The organism is Streptomyces sp. NPDC014864 (assembly GCF_043081525.1).
Classification (GTDB): Bacteria; Actinomycetota; Actinomycetes; order Streptomycetales; family Streptomycetaceae; genus Streptomyces.
Map to the genome: position 1 here is coordinate 192,711 of NZ_JBIBWT010000008.1, position 18,194 is coordinate 210,904.

Below are 18,194 nucleotides of genomic sequence, written 5' to 3' on the forward strand. Positions count from 1 at the left end.
CGGTACGTACGCGTGCTGAGCAGCCCGGTGCTCTGGAGAGCCATGAGTGCCTAAGCGAATGCGACGTTGTAGATGCCCGCGGCGAGCGCGCCGCCGATCAGCGGACCGGCCACCGGGATCCAGGCGTAGCGCCAGTCGGAGCCGCCCTTGTTGGGCAGGGGCAGAAGGGTGTGCACGATACGCGGGCCGAGGTCACGGGCCGGGTTGATCGCGTAGCCCGTCGGGCCGCCGAGCGAGAGGCCGATGCCGACGACCACCAGCGCGGTGATCAGCGCGCCCAGCGTGCCGAGGCCGTTGCCCTTGTCGTTCAGGCCCTGGGTGAGGACGGCGAGCACGAGAACGATGGTGCCGATGATCTCCGTGGCCAGGTTCTGCGCCACGTTGCGGATCTCGGGACCGGTGGAGAAGACGCCGAGCACGGGACCCGCGCCCGCCTCCTGGGCCTCGACCGCCTTGGCGGTGGTGGCCTGCGCACCAGGACCGCCGACGATCTCCTTGTCGGTGAGGTGGGCGTGGAACTGGCCGTAGTAGGCGAGCCAGACCAGGGCCGCACCGATCATGGCGCCGAGGAGCTGTCCCGCCCAGTAGGTGGGGACGTTGCTCCAGTCGCCGTCCTTGATCGCGAGTGCGAGGGTCACCGCCGGGTTGAGGTGGGCGCCGGACAGCGGCGCCGAGGTGTAGACGGCGGTGAGCACGGCGAAGCCCCACCCGAAGGTGATGGCGAGCCAGCCGGCGTTGCGTGCCTTGGAGGCCTTGAGCGTCACGGCGGCGCAGACGCCGCCGCCGAGCAGGATGAGTATGGCGGTACCGATGGTCTCGCCGATGAAGATGTCGGAGCTGGACACCCGCGACTCCTTTGTCCTTCGTCCAGGGGTAGCCGAACCCCGGGTCCCTCCGGGGGTCTGGCGCCCTCGGGGGTGAGAGCGAAATCGGCCACTGGCACTGCCACACTGTAGCGCTTATTGCCGTTAGTTGTTCGACAATGCCGACCGATGGACGGGAGTCTTGCTTCACGCCACGTGGGCGTCAAGAGTTCTGTTCCTGGTAGCCCGATCGTTACTGATCGCCTGGTGGCGGCGACCCGGCTCGCGGAAACCCGCTGGTCGTCCCGAAGGGCGTCGGGATCCGTTCCGTCCTGGTCGGCCGTGTGGGGTCACGATCGTTTCTGTGCGGACTCCGAGGTCGATGTGGGGACGCGCGAGGGGCGTGAGGGGAGCCGTCCGGGCGCGCCGGCGCGGGCACGCGGACACGCCTCGGACCGGAACGCCGTTCGACGTTCCGGTCGTTTCTCCTGCGTGGCTCAGAACCGCCCGGCGCCCAGGTCCCGCGACACCGAGCGGGCGCAGTCCCGTACCGCCGCGACCAGTTCCTGGCGCAGCTCACCGTCCCGGCACACGCGCTCCACGGCGCCGGTGATGCCGACCGCGCCCACCGGCATCCGCCGCCGGTCGTGGACGGGCGCCGCGATGGAGGCGACACCCTCCCAGGTCTCCTCGACGTCGGCCGCGTAGCCGCGGGCCCGCGTGACGTCGAGGATGTGCTCGAACTCCTCCAGCTCGCACACGGTCCGGTCGGTGAACGCCTTGCGGTCGGCCTCGAGCGCCTCGCTGTGCGCGACCGGGTCGTACGCCGACAGCACCTTGCCCAGCGCCGTGGAGTGCAGCGGCTGCATGGCCCCGATCTCCAGGACCTGCCGGCTGTCGTCCGGGCGGAAGACGTGGTGCACGATCAGCACGCCCTGCTGGTGCAGCACGCCCAGATAGACGCTCTCCCCGCTGGAGCGGGCGAGGTCGTCCGTCCATACCAGGGCGCGGGCCCGCAGTTCGTGCACGTCGAGGTAGGTGGTGCCCAGGCGCAGCAGCTCCGCGCCCAGCTGGTAGCGCCCGGAGGCGTCGTCCTGCTCGACGAAGCCCTCCTGCTGGAGGGTGCGGAGTATGCCGTGGGCGGTGCCTTTGGCCAGGCCCAGGGACGAGGCGATGTCCGACAGTCCGAGTCGCCGCTCGCCGCCCGCGAGCAGTCGCAGCATCGCGGCCGCCCGTTCGAGCGACTGGATGTTCCGTGCCATCGCCGTCCTGCCTCCGTCCCCTTGAACCGTCGGCGGCGATGGGGGCCCGCCACCGTTCGGCAATGCCGAACACTACCGGTCCATGGCGACTCCCCGCTAATGGTCGGTCGACACCTGTTACGCCGCACGACGTCCGGATGTCACGACAGACCCCTCCCGACCGGGCGACGGCGGCGCTCCGGGACCCCGGACCGGGCCCTTTCCGGCCACCGGCCTCCCGGCCAGGTCCGTCCCGGGTCGTGGACGCCCTGACCATCGGCGCGCGGTCCCGGCTACCCTGGCCGCGTGCGCCCGCCACGGGAAGCTCCGCGCGGAGCCCCCGGGGGAAGGCGCAAAGCCGACAGCCGTCGCACCACAGGGAGCCCCTTCATGGCCTCGTTGCCGCCGACCCCTTCCGCCGACAGCCGGACCCGTGTGTCCGCCCTCCGCGAGGCACTCGCCACCCGTGTGGTGGTAGCCGACGGAGCGATGGGCACCATGCTCCAGGCACAGGAGCCCACACTCGAGGACTTCGAGAACCTCGAGGGCTGCAACGAGATCCTGAACGTCACCCGGCCCGACATCGTCCGCTCGGTCCACGAGGCCTACTTCGCGGCCGACGTCGACTGCGTGGAGACCAACACCTTCGGCGCCAACCACACGGCGGCCGCCGAGTACGAGATCTCCGACCGGGTGCACGAGCTGTCCGAGGCCGGCGCCCGGATCGCCCGCGAGGTAGCGGACGAGTACGCCGCCCGGGACGGCCGCGTCCGCTGGGTGCTGGGCTCCATCGGCCCCGGCACCAAGCTGCCGACCCTCGGCCACGTCGGCTACACCACGATCCGCGACGGCTACCAGGCCAACGCCGAGGGCCTGCTCGCCGGCGGCGCCGACGCGCTGATCGTGGAGACCACCCAGGACCTGCTCCAGACGAAGGCGTCGGTCCTGGGCGCCCGGCGCGCCATGGAGGCCACCGGCACCGAGGTGCCCCTGCTGTGCTCGATGGCGTTCGAGACGACCGGCACCATGCTGCTCGGCTCCGAGATCGGCGCCGCGCTCACCGCGCTGGAGCCGCTCGGGATCGACATGATCGGCCTGAACTGTTCCACCGGCCCGGCCGAGATGAGCGAGCACCTGCGCTACCTCACCCGGCACTCGCGCATCCCGCTGCTGTGCATGCCGAACGCCGGCCTGCCGGTCCTCACCAAGGACGGCGCCCACTTCCCGCTCGGTCCGGAGGGCCTGGCCGACGCGCAGGAGAACTTCGTCCGCGACTACGGCCTGTCCCTGATCGGCGGCTGCTGCGGCACCACGCCCGAGCACCTGCGCCAGGTGGTGGAGCGGGTCCGCGGCCTCACCCCGCCCGCGCGCGACCCGCGCCCCGAGCCCGGAGCCGCCTCGCTCTACCAGACGGTCCCCTTCCGCCAGGACACCTCCTACCTGGCCATCGGCGAGCGCACCAACGCCAACGGCTCCAAGAAGTTCCGCGAGGCCATGCTGGCGGGCCGCTGGGACGACTGTGTGGAGACGGCCCGCGAGCAGATCCGCGAGGGCGCGCACATGCTCGACCTGTGCGTGGACTACGTGGGCCGGGACGGCGTCGCCGACATGGCCGAACTGGCCGGCCGCTTCGCCACCGCCTCCACGCTGCCGATCGTGCTGGACTCCACCGAGGTCGACGTCATCGAGGCGGGCCTGGAGAAGCTCGGCGGCCGCGCCGTGATCAACTCGGTGAACTACGAGGACGGCGACGGCCCCGAGTCCCGGTTCGCCCGGGTCACCGCGCTGGCCCGGGAGCACGGCGCCGCACTGATCGCGCTGACCATCGACGAGGAGGGCCAGGCCCGCACCGCCGAGAAGAAGGTGGAGATCGCCGAGCGGCTGATCGCCGACCTGACCGGCAACTGGGGCATCCACGAGGAGGACATCCTCGTCGACTGCCTGACCTTCACCATCTGCACCGGCCAGGAGGAGTCCCGCAAGGACGGCATCGCCACCATCGAGGGCATCCGCGAGCTGAAGCGGCGCCACCCGAAGGTGCAGACCACGCTCGGCCTGTCCAACATCTCCTTCGGCCTCAATCCGGCGGCCCGCATCCTGCTCAACTCCGTCTTCCTGGACGAGTGCGTCAAGGCCGGCCTGGACTCGGCGATCGTGCACGCCAGCAAGATCCTGCCGATCGCCCGCTTCGACGAGGAGCAGGTCACCACCGCCCTGGACCTGATCCACGACCGCCGCCGCGAGGGCTACGACCCGCTGCAGAAGCTGATGGCGCTGTTCGAGGGCGCCACCGCCAAGTCCCTCAAGGCGGGCAAGGCCGAGGAGCTGGCCGCGCTGCCGCTGGAGGAGCGCCTGAAGCGGCGCATCATCGACGGCGAGCGCAACGGCCTGGACGCCGACCTCGACGAGGCCCTGACCACCCGCAAGGCCCTCGACATCGTCAACGACACCCTGCTCGACGGCATGAAGGTGGTCGGCGAGCTGTTCGGCTCCGGCCAGATGCAGCTGCCGTTCGTGCTCCAGTCCGCCGAGGTGATGAAGGCCGCCGTCGCCCACCTCGAACCGCACATGGAGAAGACCGACGAGGCCGGCAAGGGCACCATCGTGCTGGCCACCGTGCGCGGCGACGTCCACGACATCGGCAAGAACCTCGTCGACATCATCCTGTCCAACAACGGCTACAACGTCGTCAACCTCGGCATCAAGCAGCCGGTCGCCGCGATCCTGGAGGCGGCCGAGGAGCACCGCGCCGACGTCATCGGCATGTCCGGGCTCCTGGTCAAGTCCACGGTGATCATGAAGGAGAACCTGGAGGAGCTGAACCAGCGCGGTCTGGCGGCCGACTACCCGGTCATCCTCGGCGGCGCCGCGCTGACCCGGGCCTACGTCGAGCAGGACCTGCACGAGCTGTACGAGGGCGAGGTCCGCTACGCCCGCGACGCCTTCGAGGGCCTGCGTCTGATGGACGCCCTCATCGGTGTGAAGCGGGGCGTGCCCGGGGCCAAGCTGCCCGAGCTGCGGCAGCGCCGGGTGCGGGCGGCGGCCGTCGAGATCGAGGAGCGCCCCCAGGAGGGCCACGTGCGCTCCGACGTCGCCACCGACAACCCGGTGCCCGAGCCGCCCTTCTGGGGCACCCGCGTGATCAAGGGCATCCCGCTCAAGGAGTACGCGTCCTGGCTGGACGAGGGCGCCCTGTTCAAGGGCCAGTGGGGCCTGAAGCAGGCCCGCACCGGCGACGGCCCGACCTACGAGGAACTCGTCGACACCGAGGGCCGGCCGCGGCTGCGCGGGCTGCTGGACCGGCTCCAGACCGACAACCTGCTGGAGGCGGCCGTCGTGCACGGCTACTTCCCGTGCGTGTCCAAGGACGACGACCTGATCGTCCTGGACGAGCAGGGCAACGAGCGCACCCGCTTCACCTTCCCGCGCCAGCGCCGCGGCCGCCGGCTGTGCCTGGCCGACTTCTTCCGCCCGGAGGAGTCCGGGCAGACGGACGTGGTCGGCTTCCAGGTGGTCACCGTCGGCTCCCGGATCGGCGAGGAGACCGCGCGGCTGTTCGCCGCCGACTCCTACCGTGAGTACCTGGAGCTGCACGGCCTGTCCGTGCAGCTCGCCGAGGCCCTCGCCGAGTACTGGCACGCGCGGGTGCGGGCCGAGCTGGGCTTCGCCGGGGAGGACCCGAGCGCCATGGAGGACATGTTCGCCCTCAAGTACCGCGGCGCCCGCTTCTCCCTCGGCTACGGCGCCTGCCCCGACCTGGAGGACCGGGCCAAGATCGCCGAGCTGCTCCAGCCGGAGCGCATCGGCGTGCACCTGTCGGAGGAGTTCCAGCTGCACCCCGAGCAGTCCACCGACGCGATCGTGATCCACCACCCGGAGGCGAAGTACTTCAACGCCCGCTGACGTGCGCTTCCGCCGGGCGCAGCGCGCCCGGCGGCAGTCGTATGAGGCGATTCGTCCGCCCACGGCGTACACTGGTCGGTCCACTGCAGGCCGGTTCCCCGCACGGGAACCGGCCTGATCGTCCCTCAAGGAGGTGCGCCCGGATGACCAGCACGGTCCCCGCGCTCGAAACCCGTACGGCCGAAGGCTCCGCCCTTCAGGCGGTGCTCCTCGACATGGACGGAACCCTGGTGGACACCGAGGGCTTCTGGTGGGACGTCGAGGTCGAGGTCTTCGCCGCCCTGGGCCACACGCTCGACGAGTCCTGGAGACACGTCGTCGTCGGCGGCCCCATGACCCGCAGCGCCGGCTTCCTGATCGAGGCCACCGGCGCCGACATCACCCTCGCCGAGGTCACGGTTCTGCTGAACGCGGGCTTCGAGGAGCGCATCGACAGCGCTCTGCCCCTGATGCCGGGCGCCGCCCGGCTGCTCGCCGAGCTGGCCGAGCACGAGATCCCGACCGCCCTCGTCTCGGCCTCGCACCGGCGCATCATCGACCGGGTGCTCACCTCGCTCGGCCCGCAGCACTTCGCCCTGTCCGTGGCCGGCGACGAGGTGGCCCGCACCAAGCCGCACCCCGACCCCTATCTGCTGGCCGCCGCCGGCCTGGGCGCCGACCCCGCCCGGTGCGCGGTGGTCGAGGACACCGCGACCGGTGTCGCGGCGGCGGAGGCCGCCGGCTGCCATGTGGTCGCCGTTCCGTCCGTCGCCCCCATCGCCCCGGCCCACCGGCGCACGATCGTTCCGTCACTCGAACACGTGGATCTCGCATTTCTGCGCGGACTGATGACACAAATGCGCTGAACCGTTCACCGAGCGTGCCACGTGAATAGATCCATTACTTCCTGCCGCCCGGAAGAATGAATTAATACGTAACGGTGGTCGAATTCCGTTGCCGCGCAAGCCGGGCTGAGGGTGTGACGTTCGCCACCCCTGCGGGGCTCGACAGGAGGGCCGTCGTCTGCTCTCCGTCCCCCTTCGACCCGCTTTCGTGTGCCCTTGTGTCCCGGTTGGCGGGGCACTGCCACGAATCCTTCCGCGAGCCGTTTCTCCGTACCGTCCACACCCGGTTCCACAGCGTGATGGTGTTTCAACTCCGGTCGCTGTGACCCTTGCTGCGCGGGCGGATTAATCTCAGCGCGAGAACAACGCCACTACCCCCGTGATCCGCCGCGACACCCCTGCATGCCGGATACACGGACTTGACGCCTGGAGAAACTCGAGCATGAACCGCAAGACTTTGGTGCTGCCGGCCGTCGCCGGTCTGCTGGCGCCGGTCCTCGCCGCCTGTGGCGGGTCCGGCAGCGGCAGCAACAGCGGCGACGCCATAGTCGTCGGCACCACGGACCGGTTCACCGCCTCGAAGGACGCCCCCGCGCCCCTCGACCCGGCATACGCCTACGACGTCGGCAGCTGGAACATCCTGCGCCAGACCGTGCAGACCCTGATGACCCAGCCCAAGGGCGACGGTGACCCGGTGCCCGAGGCCGCCGAGAAGTGCGGCTTCACCGACAGCGGCAACGAGCGCTACGCCTGCACCCTGCGCGACGGCCTGAAGTTCGCCAACGGCGACCCCATCACCGCCTCCGACGTGAAGTACTCCATCGACCGCGCCCTCGCCATCAAGGCCGACAGCGGCGTCGCCGGACTGCTGTCCACCATCGACACCGTCGAGACCCAGGGCGACCGCGAGGTCATCTTCCACCTCAACACCGCCGACGCCACCTTCCCGTTCAAGCTGTCGACGCCGGTTGCGGGCATCGTCGACCCCAAGGACTACGAGAAGAACAAGCTGCGCGAGGGCTTCGCGGTGGACGGCTCCGGTCCGTACAGTCTCAAGGCCGACGTCGAGAACGGCGAGCTCGTCGACGCCGTCTTCACCAAGAACCCCCACTACCAGGGGACGTTGGAGCTCCACAACGACAAGGTGGAGATGCGCTCCTTCCCGGACGCCGACGCCATGGGCGCCGCGCTGGAGAAGGGTGACATCGACGTCATGACCCGCACGATGTCGCCGCAGCAGATCCAGAAGCTCGGCAACGCCGGCAGCGGCGCCGTCGACCTGGTCGAGATGCCCGGCCTGGAGATCCGCTACCTGGCCTTCAACACCGACGCCCCGTCCGTGAAGAGCCGTGCCGTGCGCCAGGCGATCGCCCAGCTCGTCAACCGCAGCGAACTCGTCTCCAAGGTCTACGGCTCCCAGGCCGAGCCGCTGTACTCGCTGGTCCCGGCCACCGTCACCGGCCACTCCAACGCGTTCTTCAACAAGTACGGCGACCCCAGCGTCACCAAGGCCAAGGCCCTGCTCGCCAAGGCGGACATCACCACCCCGGTGAAGCTGACGCTGCACTACACGACCGACCACTACGGTCCGGCCACCAAGAAGGAGTTCCAGGTCCTTCAGCAGCAGCTCAACGCCAGCGGCCTGTTCGACGCCAAGATCCAGGGCGCGCCCTGGGCGGCCTTCCGCCCGGCCGAGCAGAAGGGCTCCTACGAGGTCTACGGCATGGGCTGGTTCCCCGACTTCCCGGACGCCGACAACTACCTCGCGCCGTTCCTCGACAAGGACAACACCCTCAACTCGCCGTACGCCAACTCCGAGATCCGCAGCTCGCTGATCCCGCAGTCCCGCCGCGAGGCCGACCGGCTCTCCGCCGTCTCCAGCCTGACCTCGATCCAGGACATCGTCGCAGGTGACGTGCCGATGCTGCCGCTGTGGCAGGGCAAGCAGTACGTCGCCGCCCGGGACGACATCACCGGTACCGCGTACGCCATCAACTCCACCTCGACCCTTCAGCTGTGGGAGCTCGGCCGCGGTGTGAAAAGCTAACGGTTCTTGAGGGCCCGTCGGCACTGGGTCCTCGCCCGGGGGCACGGGACTGCATCCCGGGTTTCCCGAGAACCAAAGACAAGGCACATGCAGTGAACATGCGCAACCAGTGGCCGGTCCTGCCCATCGTGGCGGGACTGGCCTCCGGCCTCTTGACCGGATGCGGCACCGAGACCGGCGGGTCGGAGAGCGACGGCTCCCGGCTCGTGGTGGGAATGTCCGACGACGTCCTGGCCACCGACCCGGCCTCCGGCTACGACCCCGGCTCGTGGCTGCTGTTCAACAACGTCTTCCAGTCGCTGCTGAGCTTCCCCAAGGGGGGCACGGAGCCGCAGCCGGAAGCGGCCGAGCAGTGCTCCTTCACCGACACCCGGGCCCAGGTCTACCGCTGCACCCTCAAGGACGGCCTGAAGTTCAGCAACGGCGACCCGCTCACCGCCGAGGACGTCAAGTTCTCCTTCGAGCGGATGCTGAAGATCAACGACCCGGCCGGTCCGGCGATCATGTTCCCCATGCTCGACAAGGTCCGCACCCCGGACGACAGGACCGTCGTCTTCGAGCTGAAGGTCCCCGACGCCACCTTCCCCAGCAAGATAGCCTCCGGCGCCGGCTCCATCGTCGACCACCGGCAGTACGACGCCGCCGGGTTGCGCAAGGACGAACAGGCCGTCGGCTCCGGCCCCTACAAGCTGGACTCCTTCGGCAAGGACGAGGCCGCCTTCTCGGTCAACAAGAACTACCGGGGCACCGCCAAGACCAAGAACACCGGCGTCACCCTGAAGTTCTTCCACGGCGACCAGACCGCCCTGAAGCGGGACCTGCTCGCCGGCAAGGTGGACATCGCCTACCGCGGCCTGAGCGCGCGGGACATCAGCGGCATCGACCAGCAGGACGACAGCCAGGGCGTCGAGGTCGTCGAGGGCAGCAGCGCCGAGGTCCAGCACCTGGTCTTCAACATGGACGACCCGGTGGCCGGAAAGCTCGGCGTGCGCAAGGCCGTCGCCTACCTGCTCGACCGCGACGCCCTCATCAAGCAGGTCTACCAGGACACCGCCACCCCGCTGTACTCGATCATCCCGGCCGGCATCGCCGGCCACAACACGGCCTTCTTCGACACCTACGGCGCCCGCCCCTCCAAGGCCAGGGCCGCCGAGGCGCTGCGCGCCGACGGCATCACCGGCAAGGTGGGACTCACCCTCTGGTCCACCCCGTCCCGCTACGGCCCGGCCACCGACGAGGAACTGAAGGCCATCGCCGCCCAGCTCAACGCCAGCGGACTGTTCCGGGCCGACGTGCGGTCCGTGCCCTTCGACCAGTACGAGAAGGACATCGCCAAGGGCAAGTACGGCGTCTACGTCAAGGGCTGGGTCCCGGACTACCCCGACGCCGACAACTTCACGGCACCCTTCTTCGGCAAGGGCAACGTGCTCGGCAACCACTACGCCAACGACACCATCACCGGCACGCTCATCCCGCGCACCGCCGCCGAGAGCGACCGCGCCGCCACCGACGAGGAGTTCGGCCGGCTCCAGGACATCGTGGCCGCGCAACTGCCCGTCCTGCCGGTGTGGCAGGCCAAGCAGTACGCGGTCGTCCGCGACGGCGTCTACGGCCTCGAGTACTGCCTGGACGCCTCGACCGTCTTCCGGTTCTGGGAACTCAGCAAGGGCTGACCCGGGCCACCGCCGCCCCGGCGCTACTGCGCGCCGGGGCGCACCAGCCCGCTCTCGTACGCGTACACCGCGGCCTGCACCCGGTCCCGCAGACCCAGCTTCGTCAGCACATGCCCCACGTGCGTCTTCACGGTGGTCTCGCTGACGAACAGGTCCGCGGCGATCTCCGCGTTCGACAGCCCCCGCGCCACCAGCTTCAGCACCTCCACCTCGCGCTCGGTGAGGGTGTGCAGCGTGTCCGGCACCGGATCCTCACCGGACGGCAGATGCGTGGCGTACTTGTCCAGCAGCCGCCGCGTGATGCTGGGCGCCAGCAGTGCCTCGCCCGCCGCGACGACCCGGATCGCCTGCACCAGCTCGTTCGCCGGCGCGTCCTTCAGCAGGAAGCCGCTCGCGCCCGCCCGCAACGCCTCCACCACGTACTCGTCGAGGTCGAAGGTGGTCAGCACCAGCACCTTGGCGGGGCCGTCCCTCCCCGGCCCGGTGATCTGCCGGGTCGCCTCCACACCGTCCATCCGCGGCATACGGATGTCCATCAGGACCACGTCGGGCTGCAGGGCGCGCACCTGGTCCAGCGCCTGGAGGCCGTCCCCGGCCTCGCCCACCACCGCGAGGTCCTGCTCCGCCTCCAGGATCATCCGGAACCCGGTGCGCAACAGGGGCTGGTCGTCGACCAGTAGGACACGGATGGCCACAGGAGTCTCCTTCGCTAGTCCGCGCCCATTCTGCCCTGCTCGCCGCCACCGGAGACGGGCGCCCTCACGGGCAGCGGATAGGGCGGGGGAGTGCCCCCGAACTCCGGACAACGGGCCCGATGGTCGCACCAGCCGCACAACTTGGTCGGGCGCGGCCGCCAGTCACCCGTCTCGGTGGCCCGCCGGATCGCCTCCCACAGCGCCAGCAGCTTGCGCTCCACCCGCTCCAGGTCGGCGAGGACCGGGTCGTACGTCAGCACGTCGCCGCTGCCGAGGTAGACGAGCTGGAGCCGCCGCGGCACGACCCCCTTCAGCCGCCAGACCACCAGCGCGTAGAACTTCATCTGGAACAGCGCGCCCTCGGCGTACTCGGGCCGGGGGGCCTTGCCCGTCTTGTAGTCGACGATGCGCACCTCGCCGGTGGGCGCCACGTCGACCCGGTCGATGATCCCGCGCAGCCGCAGCCCCGACTCCAGCACGGCCTCCACGGACAGCTCGCGCTCGGCCGGCTCCAGACGCGTCGGGTCCTCCAGGCTGAACCAGCGCTCGACCAGCTGCTCCGCCTCCGTCAGCCAGCGCGTCAGCCGCTCGCCGTCCGGATCGTCGGCGAACAGCTCCACCAGCTCCGGCCGGTTCTCCCGCAGCCGGTCCCACTGACCGGGGATCAGCGACTTGGCCCGGGGCGCCGTCCGCTCGGCGGCCGGGGCGTCGAAGAGCCGCTCCAGCACCGCGTGCACCAGCGTGCCCCGCGTCGCCGCCTCGCTCGGCTTCTCCGGCAGCCTGTCGATCACCCGGAAGCGGTACAGCAACGGGCACTGCATGAAGTCGCCCGCGCGGGAGGGGGACAGGGAAGCGGGCGCCACGACCACCGGCGCCCTCACGCCCGCGGTCCCCGCCCCGGACGTCCCGGTCACCGCCTCCGGCGCCCCGGCCGCCACCCCCTGCGTGCCGTCCGCCGCCCCCGCCGGGGTCCCGGCGGGTACCTCACCGCCGCTGTAGGCCGCCGCGTCGCCCTCGGTGCTGGTCTCCATGCCACAGACCATACGGCCCGCCACCGACAGTGACGCACGGCACGGTGCGACGCCGGCGACGACCGGGCAGACACAGGGGGCGAACACAAGGGGTGCCGAGGCGGAAGCGTTCGGCTCGGCCGCATACCATCGACCCGAGACCTTCCGGCCGCCCGGTGCGGGAGACGCGCTTCGATCGAGGGGACACCGTGGACGTGAGCGGCGGCAGCGGACAGCCGCGGTCCGGCGACGACGAGCCGGCCGAGCGCCACCCGGGCCCCGGCTCCCCGCGCCCCGGCCCGGCCCCCGACGACGGCCACCGACCCGTGACGTCCGACGCCCCGGCCGGGCCGGCCCCGGACGCCGACACGGCCGTAGCAGCCGAAGGCGAAGCCGGAACCGAGACCGAGGCCCACGGGGACCAGGGCCGGCCCGGACCGGCGGAGCAGCCGCGGACCGGCCACCCCCACGCCGCCCACGCCGCCCACGACTCCCACCCCGACCGCACCCTGGCCCACTCCGGCACACGTCAGGGCCCCCCGCCCCGGCGGCCCCGGGAACCCGGCGGCGGGCTGCTCATGGGCCGGCCCTTCGGGGTGCCCGTGTACGTGGCGCCCAGCTGGTTCCTGGTGGCGGCCCTGATCACCTGGGTGTTCGGCGGCCAGCTCGACCGCGTGCTGCCCGAACTCGGCGCCGCCCGCTACCTCGTCTCCCTCTTCTTCGCCGTCGCCTTCTACGCCTCCGTCCTCGTCCACGAACTCGCCCACACCGTCGCCGCCCTCCGCTTCAGGCTCCCGGTCCGCCGCATCCAGCTCCAGTTCTTCGGCGGCGTCTCCGAGATCGAGAAGGAGGCCGAGACCCCCGGCCGCGAGTTCGTCCTCGCCTTCGTCGGCCCCCTGCTGTCGCTGATCCTGGCCGGCGTCTTCTACCTCGCCCTCCAGCCCGTCGAGCCCGCCTCGGTCCCCGGCGTCCTGCTGGCCGGCCTGATGATCTCCAACCTGATCGTCGCCGCCTTCAACCTGCTGCCCGGCCTGCCCCTCGACGGCGGCCGGATGCTCCGCGCCGTCGTCTGGAAGATCTCCGGCCGCGCGATGACCGGCACCGTCGCCGCCGCCTGGGTCGGCCGCGCGCTCGCGGTCTCCGTCCTCATCGGACTGCCCCTGCTCACCCAGTCCGGCGCCCTCGGCACCACCGCCGAGGACAGCGTCGGCATGGACACCGTCACCGACGCCCTGCTCGCCGCCATCCTCGCGGCGATCATCTGGACCGGCGCCGGCAACAGCCTGCGCATGGCCCGGCTGCGCGAGCACCTCCCCGAACTGCGCGCCCGCACCCTCACCCGGCGCGCGGTCCCCGTCGAGACCAACACCTCCCTGTCCGAGGCCCTGCGCCGCGCCAACGCCGCCGGCGCCCGCGCCCTGGTCGTCGTCGACGGCCACGGCAGCCCCCTGTCCCTGGTCCGCGAGTCCGCCATCGTCGGCGTCCCCGAGCACCGCCGCCCCTGGGTCCTCGCCAGCGAACTCGCCCAGGACCTCACCGACGGCATGCGCGTCTCCGCCGAGCTCGCCGGCGAGGACCTCCTCGACGTGCTGCGCGCCACCCCGGCGACCGAGTACCTCGTCGTGGAGGAGACCGGCGAGATCTACGGCGTGCTGTCCGCCGCGGACGTCGAGCGGGCCTTCGTGAAGGCCATGGCCCGCCCCCCGGCCACGTCCTCCTAGAACCTTCCCGGGTGGTCCAAGGCCCCCCGGGGGACCGGTAGGCTGGTCACATGTCCGAACCGACCGGTGCCGCCCGCCGACGCGGGCCCTTCAAGGTCGGGGACCAGGTACAGCTGACCGACCCCAAGGGCCGCCACTACACGTTCACGCTCGAGGCCGGGAAGAACTTCCACACCCACAAGGGTTCCTTCCCCCACGACGAGCTGATCGGCGCACCCGAGGGCAGCGTTGTCCGCACCACCGGTAACGTCGCCTACCTCGCGCTGCGCCCCCTGCTCCCCGACTACGTCCTGTCCATGCCCCGCGGGGCAGCCGTCGTCTACCCGAAGGACGCGGGGCAGATCCTCGCCTTCGCCGACATCTTCCCCGGCGCCCGCGTCGTGGAGGCCGGCGTCGGCTCCGGCTCGCTCAGCAGCTTCCTGCTGCGCGCCATCGGCGACCAGGGCATGCTGCACAGCTACGAGCGCCGCGCCGACTTCGCCGAGATCGCGCAGGCCAACGTGGAGCGCTACTTCGGCGGCCCGCACCCCGCCTGGCAGCTCACTGTCGGCGACCTCCAGGACAATCTGTCCGACACCGACGTCGACCGCGTCATCCTCGACATGCTCGCCCCCTGGGAGTGCCTGGAGGCCGTCTCCAAGGCACTCGTCCCCGGCGGCATCCTGTGCTGCTACGTCGCCACCACCACCCAGCTCGCCCGGACCGTGGAGTCCATCCGCGAGATCGGCTGCTTCAACGAGCCGACCGCCTGGGAGACGATGATCCGCAACTGGCACATCGAAGGCCTGGCCGTCCGCCCCGACCACCGGATGATCGGCCACACCGGCTTCCTGCTCACCGCCCGCCGCCTCGCGGACGGCGTCGAGCCGCCCATGCGCCGCCGCCGCCCCGCCAAGGGCGCCTACGGCGAGGACTACGAAGGCCCCAACGCCGACGGAGGCACCGGCCGCTGAGGCCGCCCCCAAGGGCAACACACGGGCGCCGTGGCGCAGTTCCCCAGGACGAATCCGGAACTGCGCCACGGCGCCCTTTCGTTGACCCGGCACCCCCCGGTCGCGAGCCGATCGCACCGAAATCGCTCCGAGTACCCACCCCGCCGTTCCCCCGCACTGTGACGTGTGGCACGATGCTGGCCACCCCCACCGGCACAGCCCTCGCAGGAGACACTCCTAGTGCAGTACTCCGCCGTTCCGGAACTGGCCCACACGCACACCCGCCCCATCCACTGGGTCGCCACCGCCACCGCCGTCGCCGGAGTGGTCGCCCTCTCCTCGGTCCTCCAACCCGCCTCCGCGACCGCCGCCCAGCCCTCCGGCACCCGGGCGGAGCCCGCCCCCGCGGCCGCCGCGGCACCCGCCACCACGGGCGTGACCTTCCCGGTCCGGTGCGGCCCCGTGCGGGCCGTGGTGGTGAAGAAGGCCTCCGGCGACCTCGACGGCGACGGCAGGCCGGAGACCGTGGCCGTGGTGCACTGCGACGCACCCATGGGCACCCCGCCCGACGGCGTCTACGTCCTCACCCAGGCCGCCGACGCGAAGAAACCCCGCGTGGTCGCCACCCTCGTCGACCCCAAGGACCGCCTCACGGTGACCGACTTCACGGTGCGCGCCGGCACGGTCACCGCCACCCTGCTCGGCTACTCCTCGCCGGACGTGCCCAGTTGCTGCCCCGACCTGAAGAACGGCGCGAAATGGCAGTGGCGCAACGGCGCGTTCATCCGCTCCACGCCCTCCCAGGCGCTCGGCGTCTGACCGCATATGCCGCCCGGATGTGAGCAACCAGACATCCGTAACTCAGGGAAAGCAGAGGGTCACTCGGCGTCCGGGCCGTACACCTCGGCCCCGTCCTGAACCCGCCGTACATGGATGCACTCGCCCGGGCACTCCCGGGCCGAGTCGACCACGTCCGTGAGAAGCGGCAGCGGTACGGGCGTTGCGGCGCCCGGCGCCTGCAGCAGTGCGTCGTCCGGCCCCTTCACATAGGCCAGCCCGTCGATGTCCAGCTCGAACACCTCGGGTGCGTACTGGGCGCAGATGCCGTCGCCGGTGCACAGATCCTGGTCGATCCAGACCTCCAGTGCCTCGCCCTCGCCCGGGGCCTGCTGCTGCACGGTTCTCTCTCCTGACGTAATCGTGCCGAGCCCTGCGGGAATCCGGCCAGCTCCGGCGGGTGTTGAACGCTTCGACCCTACCTCCGCCCGCTTTCCAATCATGTTCGGTGGGTATTCCCCTGGCGTGAGGGAGAGCGCAAGGGTGAAGATCGGACACACCCCTACAGTCTTTGTGATCTAGGGGTTTCAATCGACACCCACCCAGGTAGGGTCTGGAAGCGTCCAGCTCCCCTTGGAGGAGGTGAGGACCGTGGCAGCCCACGACGACGACATTAACCGCGGCATCCGCCCGGGACGCGGGTCCGACGACCCGGCCGGGCAGATCGCCTACCTTGAGCAGGAGATCGCCGTCCTGCGCCGCAAGCTCGCCGACTCTCCGCGACACACGAGGATTCTCGAAGAGCGGATCGTCGAGCTGCAGACCAACCTGGCCGGCGTGTCCGCGCAGAACGAACGGCTGGCGAACACGCTCCGCGAGGCCCGCGACCAGATCGTGGCCCTCAAGGAGGAGGTCGACCGGCTCGCCCAGCCGCCCGCCGGCTTCGGCGTCTTCCTGCAGGCGAACGAGGACGGCACGGCCGACATCTTCACCGGCGGCCGCAAGCTCCGGGTGAACGTCAGCCCCAGCGTCGACCTCGACGAGCTCCGGCGCGGCCAGGAGGTCATGCTCAACGAAGCGCTCAACGTGGTCGACGCCATGGAATTCGAGCGCGTCGGCGACATCGTCACCCTCAAGGAGATCCTCGAGGACGGCGAGCGCGCCCTGGTACTCGGGCACACCGACGAGGAGCGGGTGGTGCGGCTCGCCGAGCCGCTGCTGGACGTCACCATCCGCCCCGGCGACGCCCTGCTGCTCGAACCCAGGTCGGGCTACGTCTACGAGGTCGTGCCCAAGAGCGAGGTCGAGGAGCTCGTCCTCGAAGAGGTCCCGGACATCGGCTACGAGCAGATCGGCGGCCTCGGGAACCAGATCGAGGCCATCCGCGACGCCGTCGAGCTCCCGTACCTCTACCCGGACCTGTTCAAGGAGCACGAGCTGCGGCCGCCCAAGGGCGTCCTCCTCTACGGCCCCCCCGGATGCGGCAAGACACTCATTGCCAAGGCCGTCGCGAACTCGCTGGCCAAGAAGGTCGCCGAGGTCACCGGCCAGGCCGCCGGCAAGAGCTTCTTCCTCAACATCAAGGGCCCCGAGCTCCTGAACAAGTACGTCGGCGAGACCGAGCGGCAGATCCGCCTCGTCTTCCAGCGCGCACGGGAGAAGGCCAGCGAGGGCACCCCCGTCATCGTCTTCTTCGACGAGATGGAGTCCCTCTTCCGCACCCGCGGCTCCGGCGTCAGCTCGGACGTGGAGAACACCATCGTCCCGCAGCTGCTCGCCGAGATCGACGGCGTGGAGGGCCTGCAGAACGTGGTCGTGATCGGCGCCTCCAACCGCGAGGACATGATCGACCCCGCCATCCTGCGGCCCGGCCGGCTCGACGTGAAGATCAAGATCGAGCGTCCGGACGCCGAAGCGGCCAAGGACATCTTCGGGAAGTACCTCACCGAGCGTCTCCCGCTGCACGCGGACGACCTCGCGGAACACGGCGGTGCCAAGGACAGCACGGTCCAGAACATGATCCAGACCGCGGTCGAGCACATGTACGCCGAATCCGAGGAGAACCGCTTCCTGGAAGTCACCTACGCCAACGGCGACAAGGAAGTCCTCTACTTCAAGGACTTCAATTCCGGCGCCATGATCGAGAACATCGTCGGCCGCGCCAAGAAGATGGCCATCAAGGACTTCCTCGAGAAGAACCAGAAGGGCCTCCGGGTCTCCCACCTCCTCCAGGCATGCGTGGACGAGTTCAAGGAGAACGAGGACCTTCCCAACACCACCAACCCGGACGACTGGGCCCGGATCTCCGGAAAGAAGGGCGAGCGGATCGTCTACATCCGCACCCTCATCACCGGAAAGCAGGGCGCGGACACCGGACGCTCCATCGACACGGTGGCGAACACCGGTCAGTACCTGTAAAAACGGGGTGGCTGCGGGTGCCCTCGGCGGGTACCCGCAGCCGACCTGTTTTTCGGGCCACGGCTGGAGCAGGCAATGACGCAAATGATCTCCCCACCAGCGCAGAGGCGTTCTAGGCTCTTTCGTACCGCCGGGTCGCGCAGTGCGGGG

Annotated in this window: 13 protein-coding genes; 8 read left to right on the plus strand and 5 right to left on the minus strand. The window is 70.5% G+C overall.

The window, feature by feature from the left end:
- Window positions 1-50 precede the first annotated feature (50 nt).
- Window positions 51-845 carry an MIP/aquaporin family protein gene (locus tag ACF1A5_RS17090; RefSeq protein WP_392193660.1) on the minus strand — a complete coding sequence of 265 codons (795 nt, stop codon included), beginning with the start codon at window positions 843-845 and terminating at the stop codon, window positions 51-53.
- A 455-nt stretch (window positions 846-1,300) separates the two neighbouring features.
- Window positions 1,301-2,065: an IclR family transcriptional regulator gene (locus tag ACF1A5_RS17095; protein WP_392193661.1), complete on the minus strand. Its 765-nt coding sequence runs from the start codon at window positions 2,063-2,065 to the stop codon at window positions 1,301-1,303.
- A gap of 369 nt (window positions 2,066-2,434) precedes the next feature.
- Here ACF1A5_RS17095 and metH point away from each other — a divergent pair, with 369 nt between their 5' ends.
- From metH to ACF1A5_RS17115, 4 genes are all read left to right on the plus strand, one after another.
- The gene (metH, locus tag ACF1A5_RS17100; protein ID WP_392193662.1) at window positions 2,435-5,947 is read left to right on the plus strand and encodes a methionine synthase; all 3,513 of its coding nucleotides are present in this window, start codon (window positions 2,435-2,437) and stop codon (window positions 5,945-5,947) included.
- Window positions 5,948-6,090: 143 nt separating this feature from the next.
- Window positions 6,091-6,792, plus strand: coding sequence for an HAD family hydrolase (locus ACF1A5_RS17105; protein ID WP_392193663.1), 702 nt, complete (start codon window positions 6,091-6,093; stop codon window positions 6,790-6,792).
- 421 nt (window positions 6,793-7,213) lie between these two features.
- Window positions 7,214-8,818 (plus strand): ABC transporter substrate-binding protein, encoded by a 1,605-nt coding sequence (locus ACF1A5_RS17110; RefSeq protein WP_392193664.1) that lies wholly within the window; start codon window positions 7,214-7,216, stop codon window positions 8,816-8,818.
- 92 nt (window positions 8,819-8,910) lie between these two features.
- Complete coding sequence (locus tag ACF1A5_RS17115) at window positions 8,911-10,491, plus strand: ABC transporter substrate-binding protein (protein WP_392193665.1); 1,581 nt, start codon at window positions 8,911-8,913, stop codon at window positions 10,489-10,491.
- 23 nt (window positions 10,492-10,514) lie between these two features.
- On the opposite strand, the gene ACF1A5_RS17120 is transcribed toward ACF1A5_RS17115, so the two are convergent.
- Together ACF1A5_RS17120 and ACF1A5_RS17125 are read right to left on the minus strand one after the other, a co-directional pair.
- On the minus strand, window positions 10,515-11,186 hold the full coding sequence (locus ACF1A5_RS17120) for a response regulator (RefSeq protein ID WP_392193666.1): 672 nt from the start codon (window positions 11,184-11,186) through the stop codon (window positions 10,515-10,517).
- 14 nt (window positions 11,187-11,200) lie between these two features.
- Window positions 11,201-12,217, minus strand: coding sequence for a RecB family exonuclease (locus ACF1A5_RS17125; protein WP_392193667.1), 1,017 nt, complete (start codon window positions 12,215-12,217; stop codon window positions 11,201-11,203).
- A 188-nt stretch (window positions 12,218-12,405) separates the two neighbouring features.
- On the opposite strand from ACF1A5_RS17125, the gene ACF1A5_RS17130 reads away from it, so the two are divergent.
- The 3 genes from ACF1A5_RS17130 to ACF1A5_RS17140 all read left to right on the plus strand — a co-directional run bounded on the left by ACF1A5_RS17130 (window position 12,406) and on the right by ACF1A5_RS17140 (window position 15,668).
- On the plus strand, window positions 12,406-13,917 hold the full coding sequence (locus tag ACF1A5_RS17130; protein ID WP_392193668.1) for a site-2 protease family protein: 1,512 nt from the start codon (window positions 12,406-12,408) through the stop codon (window positions 13,915-13,917).
- Window positions 13,918-13,967: 50 nt separating this feature from the next.
- Window positions 13,968-14,870: a tRNA (adenine-N1)-methyltransferase gene (locus ACF1A5_RS17135; RefSeq protein ID WP_030179604.1), complete on the plus strand. Its 903-nt coding sequence runs from the start codon at window positions 13,968-13,970 to the stop codon at window positions 14,868-14,870.
- A gap of 219 nt (window positions 14,871-15,089) precedes the next feature.
- Window positions 15,090-15,668 carry a hypothetical protein gene (locus tag ACF1A5_RS17140; RefSeq protein ID WP_392193669.1) on the plus strand — a complete coding sequence of 193 codons (579 nt, stop codon included), beginning with the start codon at window positions 15,090-15,092 and terminating at the stop codon, window positions 15,666-15,668.
- A 59-nt stretch (window positions 15,669-15,727) separates the two neighbouring features.
- Here the strand turns inward: ACF1A5_RS17140 and ACF1A5_RS17145 are convergent, their stop codons facing one another.
- Window positions 15,728-16,027, minus strand: coding sequence for a ferredoxin (locus ACF1A5_RS17145; RefSeq protein WP_392193670.1), 300 nt, complete (start codon window positions 16,025-16,027; stop codon window positions 15,728-15,730).
- A gap of 250 nt (window positions 16,028-16,277) precedes the next feature.
- On the opposite strand from ACF1A5_RS17145, the gene arc reads away from it, so the two are divergent.
- Window positions 16,278-18,044, plus strand: coding sequence for a proteasome ATPase (gene arc / locus ACF1A5_RS17150; protein WP_356189955.1), 1,767 nt, complete (start codon window positions 16,278-16,280; stop codon window positions 18,042-18,044).
- Window positions 18,045-18,194: the final 150 nt, after the last annotated feature.